Raw genomic sequence first — 9,727 nt, forward strand, 5'->3', positions numbered from 1 at the left:
AATCGATTACGGTTCGGGGTTTGATTTTTTTTGCTGAAGCCTCAGATTTTTAGATCGAAAGTATAAAAAACAGAAAAGCAGCAGCAAGTACCACAATCATCTTTTGAGCTTTCACTTTTAGATCTGGTTCAACTTTTCTCTTCCTTAAAACCAAAACGGCCAAACTAATGGCTATAAGCTGAAGACCTAAGCTTACTCCGTTTAATGGCCCCATAGGAGCATCCAGATATTGGAATTTAGTGTTAAAAATGGCAATCGTGCCTAGTATAATACCTACAATCCCAAAAAGGAAAGACCTTTCTAGTAGTACACTATTTGGTTGGTTTGTCCACTTCATTCTTTTATTTGGAAATAAGGCTCGAAGATAAGGAAAGAAAAGAAAGAAAGTATTCTAATCACTTTGAAGGTGATATGATACTGGATTTTCTTTTCTCTAAGTATTCAGTAATCTGATCTACCGAAAGCGTATTTAAGGTCATTTCTTTTGTGAGTCCACCTTTTCTTCCCACTAAAACTCCATAATGCATATCGGCATATCCGTCCATTTCATGGGCATCAGGATTGATGGAAAGTTTTACACCTTGATCCATCGCATAACGAACCCATCTCCAGTCCAAATCTAATCTCCATGGATTTGCATTAATTTCAATCACAACATTGTTTTTTGCACAAGAATCAATAATGCTTTTATGATCAATAGGATATCCTGCTCTTCTTAAAAGAAGTCTGCCGGTTGGATGACCTAAGATTGTGGTATAAGGATTTTCAATGGCTGTTAAAAGTCTATGAGTAGCTTTTCGAATATCCATATTCAAAATAGAATGGATGGAAGAAACGATAAAATCAAAGCTGGCAAGCACATCATCAGGATAATCTAAACTTCCATCCGGCAAAATATCACTTTCAATTCCCTTGAAGATTTTGAAGGGAGCTAATTCTTTATTTAGCTCGTCAATTTCCTGATGTTGTTTCACAATCCTTTCCACTTCTAATCCTCCTGCATAGAATGCAGTTCTACTGTGGTCAGAAATTCCAAGGTATTCGAAGCCTAATTCCTTACAATGTTCTGCCATTTGTTTTAGGCTATGTTTTCCGTCACTGTAGGTTGAGTGGTTGTGGAGAATGCCCTTCAAATCTGAGTCTTTAAGCAATTTTCCTATTTTTTTATCTTTCGCCAACATGACTTCGCCATATCCCTCTCTCATCTCGACTGGGATAAATTGCAATTCATTTTTACTGAAAAACTCTTCTTCAGAATTGAAGTCCTTTTTATGGATCAGGTCTCCTATACTGGTTTTGTCAGCGACATTTTCATTAAGAAATAATGGAGATGCAGAAAGGATCATTTTCTTCCAGATAAAATCTTTCTTACTGCAAAAGTGGACAGTAATCTGAAGGTCAAAATCTTTTAATTTGCCTCTCCATGCAAAAGGGCCTGATGCAGCCATATCCCATTGAATTGCACTCCATTTTTTTAATTTTTCCTTTCCTCCAAATAAGGATTCCATCCCTATTAACCATTCCGCTTCGGCAATTATCTCCGTTTTTCGGGCAAAATCACCAACTATCGCAAGCTCCGAACCTTCATATAAGGCTTTTAAATCGTTAGAAAGATTTTCAATAATCTCTTCCACATCTGCATAGAGCCATTTACCTTCATTGGATGCCTTAAATTCTAGGTTTTCAATGATTGTCTGTTGCGTCTTTTCACCAAAGCCTTTTATCTTGGCAACTTTACCTGATTGGCAAGCTTCCATCAACTCATGAGTACTTGTGATGCCTAATTCCTGCCAAAGAATTTTGACTTTCTTAGGCCCCAGTCCTTTTATTTGCAGTATTTCTAAAATTCCTGTTGGAGTTTTTTCTAATAGTTCATCTAAAAGAGCAAATGACTCAGACTCTTTAAGAGAAAGTATAGCTTCTGAAATACTTTTTCCGACACCTGGGATTTTCTGTATTTCATCTTCACTTAGATCCATCAAATCCTGATCTCCTCTCTCAAGAGAATTAAGAGCACTTTGATAGCTTCTGATCTTAAAACTGTTTTCCTCATGCAATTCCATAAGTTGAATGCATAGTTTTAGATTCTTAAGAATGGTCTTGTGGTCCAAAATCTTTTGTTTATTATGTTAAGTATTGAGACAAATGTCTCTATTTATTGTTTCAAATTAAAGGTTGAAAGCTTAACTTAAAATTGAAATTTAATTCTGAAGAAATGAATTATTGGATGGTTAAATCTGAACCGGGTTCATATTCCTGGGAGGATTTTAAAAAAAAGGGAGAAGATGTTTGGGATGGAGTGAGGAATTATCAGGCTCGTAATTTCCTGAGAGACATGAGGCTAGGGGATTTGGTTTTGTTTTACCATAGTGGAAAAGAAAAAGAAGTGGTAGGTATTGCGGAAGTTTCTGAAGAAAGCTTTCCTGATCCTTCAAATAATGATTGGCTAGCTGTAAGATTAAAAGTGAACAGAAGCTTAAAGAACACCGTTTCTTTACAGGCGATCAAGTCAGAAGATGCTCTTTCAGGTATGCTCATGCTTCGTCAAAGTAGACTATCGGTAATGCCTCTCGAAAAATCTGAATTCGATTTGATTTTAAAAATGGTTTCATGAAAATACTAATTACAAGCATATTGCTGCTTTTTATTTCAAATGTCTCTTGGGCACAAATAAAATTCATTGAGAGACTTGAAGTTCCTTCAGAAATGTATGAACCAAATTTTGAAATGACTCGAGTTGAAGATGGGATTGTCGCATTTCGAACTGTACCAGAAAAAGGGCTGAATTTTCGGAGAAAGATTCAATATTTTAAAACCGATTTTAATTTAGCGCCAACAAAGGTGATTGAATTTCCGGTGAAGGAAGGCTTTGATATTATTGGATTTGATGTTGATGAGGGTTTTCTGTTTCTTTTGTTACAAAAGGGCTATGCTTCCAATTCTGATAAGTACATTTTTAAAATAGATTTGGATTCCAATAAGGGGATCGAGTTTGATGCCAATAATTTACTGGATATGGAGTTGGTAGAGTTTCTGGTTTTGGATGGAAAGGCTCTATTTATGGGTATCGCTGAAAGAAACCCAGTCCTTCAAATATTTGACTTGAGCGAGAGTTCGGTCATTACTGTTCAGGGCATTTATAATCCAGATACACAAGTTCTACAATTGAGAAAAGTCCCTGAATTAAAGGAAATGGAACTTGTGATGAGTCGAGAGGTAAAAAACCGAAGCAAGGAAATTTTAGTGAATACTTATGACCTGAATGGGAATCTGATGAGAGAAGTAAGAGTAGATCAATTTGGAGACTCAGATCAAGAAATTATGGATGGATTGCTATTGCCTATGAGGGAATACCAGCAGGCAATGATTGGATCATTCGGTTATGAAAGAAGAAATACATATTTAGGGATGTATATCATGGATATTAATGAATTTGGAGAACATAGTTTCAAAATTTATACCCTGAAAGACTTTCCGAACTTTTATAATTATCTGGAGGAAAAAGAAAAAATTAAAAAAGATGAAACTGTTGAAAAAGATTTGGAAAAAGACAGAGTTCCTACCCTAAGAAATATTTATTCAATCAGGGATGTCCATATTACTGATGAGGCTTATTTAGTTTATTTTGATCATTACAATATGATGAATTCAAGAGGTAATACTAGGCCGGGATCTTATTCCCCGTCTAGTTTGTACCGATATGATCGTTTAAACCGACTAGGATATACACCATATTTTGCAGATCCTTTCTATCAAAATGTTTTGCCAAATGGTAGTTCTTTTCAAGTCACCACAGAATTTCAATATGTTTCAGCTCACTTTGCAAAAATAGGGAAGGAAGGAAATGTGATCTGGGATAATTCAAGTACTTATGATGATTTTACTACGAGCTATACAGAGCCATTTGGTGAAATGGCAGTTGTCGGCGAGGATGTTTACCATATGTATGTCGAAAATCTGGATCTGGTATTAAGTTTTTTCAGAAATGGTGAAAAAATATTTGATAATCAGTATTATGAATTGGAATTAGTGGAGGAAAATGAAAGAATAAAAGATACTGATTCCGAAAGCCTTAGACTTGTACATTGGTATGATAGGTATTTTTTATTGAGTGGTAATCAAAGGGTTAGATATCAAGATGATACAGGAAAGGAACAAGTCCGGGAAGTATTCTTCGTGACCAAAATTTTGGTAGATGGTGATTTGTACCAGCCGGAAGAGTCTCTAGACTAGAAATTCTTTCTATATTTACCCACAAATCTTACCCATGCAAAAAAGGCTAGTCTTAGACGAAGAACAGATTGCCATCATTCTGAGGAGATTCTGTCATCAACTCATCGAAAATCACGACGATTTCGAAAATACGGTACTTTTAGGATTGCAACCAAGAGGCACATTATTGGTTGATAAAATTGTTTCTTTACTTCAAGAAATTTCTGGAGTAAAAGTTCCCTCCGGATATTTAGACGCCACTTTTCATAGAGACGACTTCAGAAGAAGAGACTTGCCACTAAAGGCAAATGAGACTAAAATCGATTTCTTGGTAGAAGGAAAAAAAGTGATTTTGGTAGATGATGTTCTTTACAAAGGCAGGTCAGTCAGAGCGGCAATGGATGCTATGATCGCATTTGGGAGGCCACAAAAAGTTGAATTGATGGTGCTCGTGGATCGAAAACTTACAAGAGATTACCCAATCATGCCAGATTACTTCGGAGTTCGGATCAATACTTTGGAAAGTCAATATGTGGTTGTGGAGTGGAAAGAACAAGGGTTTGAAAAAGATGCAATCTGGATTACAGAGAAAGATAAAAGTTAATCATGTCTCAAATAAGCACTAAACACCTTTTAGGAATCAAAAACATTACTGAGAATGATGTTCAATTGATTTTAGAAACTGCATCCAACTTCAAGGAAGTAATCAATCGGCCGATTAAGAAAGTACCATCCTTGAGAGATATTACCATTGCTAATGTGTTCTTTGAAAATTCTACTAGAACTAGACTTTCGTTTGAATTAGCCGAAAAAAGACTTTCTGCAGATGTTGTGAATTTCTCTTCCAGTAATTCTTCCGTAAAAAAAGGAGAAACACTAGTAGATACCGTGAATAATATTTTGTCCATGAAAGTGGATATGGTAGTAATGAGGCATTCTAGTCCCGGGGCACCTCATTTTTTAAGTAGAAATGTCAAGGCAAATATTGTCAATGCCGGTGATGGAACTCATGAGCATCCGACACAGGCCTTGCTGGATGCATTTTCCATTAAAGAAAAGCTGGGTGATGTAGCTGGTAAAAAAGTCGCAATCATAGGAGATATACTTCACTCAAGAGTTGCTCTTTCAAATATTTTTTGTCTTCAAAAATTAGGAGCTGAGGTAATGGTTTGTGGGCCTATTACTTTGTTGCCAAAGTATGTAGAAAGCCTCGGGGTAAAAGTTGAGTTGGATGTTAGAAAAGCACTACAATGGTGTGATGTGGCAAACGTTCTCAGAATTCAACTGGAAAGGCAACAGATTAAATACTTCCCGAGTCTTAGAGAATACTCGCTTTATTACGGGATCAATAGGAAAATGCTGGAAGAGCTTGATAAAGAAATTGTGATTATGCATCCAGGTCCCATCAATAGAGGAGTTGAATTAAATTCTGACGTAGCAGATTCAAAACAGTCTATTATTCTTGAACAGGTCCAAAATGGTGTCGCAGTCCGAATGGCTGTGCTTTACCTTTTAGCAGGTGTCAAATAATCGGATTTGAAAATTTAAAGAGAGGAATGTATTTAGCACTCCTCTCTTTTTAAATTTTTTTAGTTGGTATACCCTCTCCATCGACCGCCTCCCACATAAAATCCAAGAGTGAATCCAAAATATTGATTAACTGCTTCTCCGATAACTTCTCCTGCTGAATTTTGCAGATTACTAGTTGGGACAAAATTATATTCAGCTCCCATTCTAAATTTGCCTAATTCTACACCCGCTCTTACCATAGGTGCCCATTTAAAGTCGGCTTCTAAATCTCCAAAATTATCTGGATTGTCAAAATCTCCGTTTTGTATATCTATACTACTTAAAGCAAAATAGCCAAATCCAGCTCCCAAATAGGGGGCAACATTGGAACCTCCATTATTAAAATAATAGTCAAAAGTCCCTGTAATAGATAAATTGCCGGAAATCTCCCCTTCATAATCTTCTGTGATGTCGAAATAAGTCACATCTTTTGCTAAACCCGCCACGCCAAATCGGATACCAACATTCATTTTGTTATTTAAATTTATTTTTGGTTCTAAATTAACAAGAGCCCCAATTCCGCCTCCTTTTGGAATAGCAGCACCTAAGTCCATACCCATTCTAAACCTTCCAGCTTGTTGAGCTATTGTCCACTGGCAAACAAAAAGTAAAAGTGTAATTCCTAAGAGTTTTTTCATGGTATGATGATTTTGTTGTTTGATAGTTTAAAAGCTTTAACAAAAAAGATTCCAAAATTTAGAAACCATACTTGTTCGCCGTAGTTTTAAGGTCAAATTCACTTTTATGCTCGTAGTAAATAATTTGATTAAAAAATACGGAAAGCAAAATGCCGTTGATGATATTTCTTTTGAATTGAAAGGTGGCGAAGTTGTTGGTCTTCTTGGCCCGAATGGAGCAGGAAAAAGTACAACCATGAAATGTATCGTGGGATTGTTGCGGAAAACTTCCGGTGAGATTACTATCGGAGGGTACGATCACCTTTCTGTTGAAGCAAAAAGACTGTTTAGTTATATTCCGGAAACGCCTTATGTATATGATCTTCTAACAGTAAAAGAACATTTTCAATTTATTGGGCAAGCTTATGGGGTGACTGATTGGAAAGATAAGTCTGTGGAGTTGATGGAAACATTTGAATTGACAGATAAGCAGGATAAGCTTGGTCGTGATCTTTCTAAAGGTATGAGACAAAAAGTTTCCATTTGTTGTGCATTGATTCCAGATCCACAGGTTTTATTTTTTGATGAGCCGATGATTGGATTGGATCCTAAAGCAATTAAAAATACAAGGCAGATTTTCAGAAAATTAAAAGAAGCAGGTAAAACTATTTTGGTTAGTACCCATTTAATTGATAGCGTAGAGTCGATTGCTGACCGGATTATGATTTTAAAAGAAGGAAAAATTTTGGGAAATGATACAATTGCGAATCTAAAGCAGCAATTCGTTCAAGAAGAAGGGACTTCATTAGAGGATTTATTTTTAGAACTCACCAAAGATGAATGAGATCCGATTACTTTTTAGAAAGGATTTACTTATCCTGCTTAATAACCTGAAGTTAATTCTCAAAAATCCATTGCGTCTATTACCTTACGCTGGAATGTTGGCGTATTTCTTTTTCATCTATACCATGAGGATGAAGAGCAGGTCAAATGAAAATTCAACAGGGGCACCTTCATTAGAGGAGTTTCCGGAGGTTGATTTCGCAATCCAAAATATTGTCGGTGGGATTACCATTTTAGCGCTGGCTTTTTTCATTTTCCAACTATATAGAGCTACTAAGAAGAATGTAACTTTTTTTAAAATGGCTGATGTTAATTTGCTCTTTACTGCTCCGGTCAAGCCAGAAAATCTTCTGATTTATTATATGGCAAGATCCATTCTCCCTGCTTTGGGTGGGAGTATGTTGTTTTTGGTTTATGGAGCCAGTCAAATGGCGGATCAACTGGAAATGACTGCCGGAAATATCATCTTTTTGATCTTAGGCTTTGCCCTGTTTTTCTTCATGATTTTCCCATTGAGATTTTTGATTTACACCCTGCATACTAAATATGGGGTAATGGAATACATTAAAACAGGAGTTGCTGTTCTTGGGGTTTCACTGGGACTGATGATTTTGATACCAGGTCTCATGGCTGAGAAATTCTGGCAAGGGATGTTTTCTTGGGTGAGTTCACCTTGGTTTAATTTCTTCCCAGTCGTTGGCTGGAGCAGAGGAATAATGAGTTATGTCTGGGATCAAAATATTATTCTTGCATTTAGTTTTATAACCTTATATGGCTTGACCTATTTTTCAGTCGTTAAGTTGGTAATCAGTTTTTCAGGTTATTACTACGAGGATGTTTTGGAAGCAACAAAATCCAATGAAGAGAAACTCGAAAAAGTAAGGGGGAAAAAGCAAGCTTCGGAAAGTAATTTTAGTGTAAATGCTAAAAAACAACTGGCCTTGCCTGATTTTGGAGTTGGTGCGAAAGCTTTTTATTGGAGAAATTACGTGCATAGTTCCAGACAGGATTTTCACCCACTTTTTGGAATTTATTCTTTGATAATGGCAGGATTAGGAATTGTTTTTGCAGTGCTATCCCGCTTTGACTGGTTTTCTCATAAGGTGTTTTATGGGTACTTATTGGTTCTGTTAATGTTTTACTTCATGGCAGGAATCGGTAGGGCTTCAGTGGGAGATTTGAAAAAACCTTTTTTTATTTTAATTCCTGCTAGCTGGAGTTCTAAATTCTGGAACATGATTAAACTTGACCTTTATCAGATTTTACTTTTTTCTGGTATAATGATTATCCCTTCAGTGTTTATAGCCAGTGTAAATTTGGCTTTAATCCCACTGTTTCTATTGGGGATGATTGGGTTTTATTTAATCGGATTTTCTATCAATTTAATTCCTCAGATAGCGTTGGAGGAGAGCTGGGATCGGGTACTAATAAAGCCTTTAATGATTGGCGGAATATTTATTTTTGGGATAATTCCTTCTGGAGTGGTAAGTATTTTGGTGTTTGCACTTACCAAACAGTTTGTTTTTGGCTTGTTTGCACTAGTCCTTGGGATCGGATTCGTCACTGCCATTTTGCTTCATGTAACTCTTGATATCATCAAAAAACTGGAATTCAAAGAGGTCTAATTAAGTTTTATTGCCTGATATTTTGTTTTTAGGAGATGCAGTCGGGAGGGCAAGAAAAATTCCTTTATTTTTGAAGACCAAATATGACTAATTATGATTTATAATTCCATTATTGAAACTATTGGGAACACCCCAATGATCCGTTTGAATAAACTAGCTAAAGAGATAAAAGGTGATGTCTTAGTTAAGGTTGAATACTTTAATCCTGGAAACTCTATGAAAGACAGAATGGCCATAAAAATGGTCGAGGATGCAGAAAAAGCTGGAATTCTAAAGCCGGGAGGTACAATTATAGAAGGAACTAGTGGAAATACTGGGATGGGATTGGCTTTAGCAGCGATTGCAAAAGGTTATAAATGTATTTTCACCATGGCTGATAAACAGTCAAAGGAGAAAATTGATATTCTTAAAGCCGTTGGAGCGGAAGTGATCGTTTGTCCTACTAATGTTTCCCCCGAAGACCCAAGATCATATTATTCTGTCGCAAGAAAACTCAATAAGGATATTCCAAATTCATTTTATCCAAATCAATACGATAATCTTTCCAATACCGCAGCTCATTATGAGACTACTGGTCCGGAAATCTGGAGAGATACTGATGGTAAAGTTACTCATTATGCAGCTGGCGTGGGTACAGGTGGATCAATGTGTGGTACGGCCAAATACCTGAAAGAGCAGAATCCAGATGTGGTGACCGTTGGGATTGATACATATGGATCAGTTTTCAAAAAATATAAGGAAACAGGCATTTTTGATGAAAAGGAGGTATATCCATATCTGACAGAAGGGATTGGTGAGGACATTCTTCCAAAGAATGTTGACTTCGATATGATTGACCATTTCGTTAAAGTGACTGATAAA

The 9,727-nt window shown here is 36.4% G+C and carries 10 protein-coding genes; 7 read left to right on the top strand and 3 right to left on the bottom strand.

Annotated elements, in window-relative coordinates; genetic code table 11:
• Positions 1-49 precede the first annotated feature (49 nt).
• Both Q0L68_RS11535 and polX read right to left on the bottom strand, forming a co-directional pair.
• Complete coding sequence (locus tag Q0L68_RS11535) at positions 50-337, bottom strand: hypothetical protein (protein ID WP_296703144.1); 288 nt, start codon at positions 335-337, stop codon at positions 50-52.
• A gap of 58 nt (positions 338-395) precedes the next feature.
• Positions 396-2,111 (bottom strand): DNA polymerase/3'-5' exonuclease PolX, encoded by a 1,716-nt coding sequence (gene polX, locus Q0L68_RS11540; RefSeq protein ID WP_296703145.1) that lies wholly within the window; start codon positions 2,109-2,111, stop codon positions 396-398.
• Positions 2,112-2,215: 104 nt separating this feature from the next.
• On the opposite strand from polX, the gene Q0L68_RS11545 reads away from it, so the two are divergent.
• The 4 genes from Q0L68_RS11545 to Q0L68_RS11560 are packed head-to-tail and all read left to right on the top strand — an operon-like array spanning position 2,216 to position 5,742.
• Positions 2,216-2,614, top strand: a complete 399-nt coding sequence (locus Q0L68_RS11545) for an EVE domain-containing protein (RefSeq protein ID WP_296703167.1) — start codon at positions 2,216-2,218, stop codon at positions 2,612-2,614.
• A complete protein-coding gene (locus Q0L68_RS11550) occupies positions 2,611-4,233 on the top strand; it encodes a transcriptional regulator (RefSeq protein WP_296703147.1) in 1,623 nt (540 codons plus the stop codon). Before Q0L68_RS11545 ends, Q0L68_RS11550 begins: the two co-directional genes overlap by 4 nt.
• 34 nt (positions 4,234-4,267) lie before the next feature.
• On the top strand, positions 4,268-4,816 hold the full coding sequence (pyrR, locus tag Q0L68_RS11555; RefSeq protein WP_296703150.1) for a bifunctional pyr operon transcriptional regulator/uracil phosphoribosyltransferase PyrR: 549 nt from the start codon (positions 4,268-4,270) through the stop codon (positions 4,814-4,816).
• Between the two features lie 2 nt (positions 4,817-4,818).
• A complete protein-coding gene (locus Q0L68_RS11560) occupies positions 4,819-5,742 on the top strand; it encodes an aspartate carbamoyltransferase catalytic subunit (protein ID WP_296703154.1) in 924 nt (307 codons plus the stop codon).
• A 59-nt stretch (positions 5,743-5,801) separates the two neighbouring features.
• Here Q0L68_RS11560 and Q0L68_RS11565 read toward each other — a convergent pair whose 3' ends face one another.
• A complete protein-coding gene (locus Q0L68_RS11565; protein WP_296703156.1) occupies positions 5,802-6,419 on the bottom strand; it encodes an outer membrane beta-barrel protein in 618 nt (205 codons plus the stop codon).
• Between the two features lie 106 nt (positions 6,420-6,525).
• On the opposite strand from Q0L68_RS11565, the gene Q0L68_RS11570 reads away from it, so the two are divergent.
• The 3 genes from Q0L68_RS11570 to Q0L68_RS11580 form a co-directional block, all read left to right on the top strand.
• Positions 6,526-7,242 carry an ABC transporter ATP-binding protein gene (locus Q0L68_RS11570; RefSeq protein WP_296703159.1) on the top strand — a complete coding sequence of 239 codons (717 nt, stop codon included), beginning with the start codon at positions 6,526-6,528 and terminating at the stop codon, positions 7,240-7,242.
• Entirely contained in the window at positions 7,235-8,866 is a 1,632-nt protein-coding gene (locus Q0L68_RS11575; protein WP_296703161.1) for a putative ABC exporter domain-containing protein, read from the top strand. The genes Q0L68_RS11570 and Q0L68_RS11575 overlap by 8 nt, the downstream gene beginning before the upstream one ends.
• Before the next feature lie 93 nt (positions 8,867-8,959).
• A partial coding sequence (locus Q0L68_RS11580; RefSeq protein ID WP_296703163.1) for a PLP-dependent cysteine synthase family protein occupies positions 8,960-9,727 on the top strand: 768 nt, incomplete at its 3' end.

It is taken from the genome of Algoriphagus sp. (assembly GCF_024642405.1).
Taxonomy (GTDB): domain Bacteria; phylum Bacteroidota; class Bacteroidia; order Cytophagales; family Cyclobacteriaceae; genus Algoriphagus.

Coding starts and splice junctions, on each gene's coding strand:
- Q0L68_RS11560 (WP_296703154.1), top strand. CDS start 4,819: ATGTCTCAAATAAGCACTAAACACCTTTTAGGAATCAAAAACATTACT.
- pyrR (WP_296703150.1), top strand. CDS start 4,268: ATGCAAAAAAGGCTAGTCTTAGACGAAGAACAGATTGCCATCATTCTG.
- Q0L68_RS11570 (WP_296703159.1), top strand. CDS start 6,526: ATGCTCGTAGTAAATAATTTGATTAAAAAATACGGAAAGCAAAATGCC.
- Q0L68_RS11565 (WP_296703156.1), bottom strand. CDS start 6,419: ATGAAAAAACTCTTAGGAATTACACTTTTACTTTTTGTTTGCCAGTGG.
- Q0L68_RS11535 (WP_296703144.1), bottom strand. CDS start 337: ATGAAGTGGACAAACCAACCAAATAGTGTACTACTAGAAAGGTCTTTC.
- Q0L68_RS11575 (WP_296703161.1), top strand. CDS start 7,235: ATGAATGAGATCCGATTACTTTTTAGAAAGGATTTACTTATCCTGCTT.
- Q0L68_RS11550 (WP_296703147.1), top strand. CDS start 2,611: ATGAAAATACTAATTACAAGCATATTGCTGCTTTTTATTTCAAATGTC.
- Q0L68_RS11545 (WP_296703167.1), top strand. CDS start 2,216: ATGAATTATTGGATGGTTAAATCTGAACCGGGTTCATATTCCTGGGAG.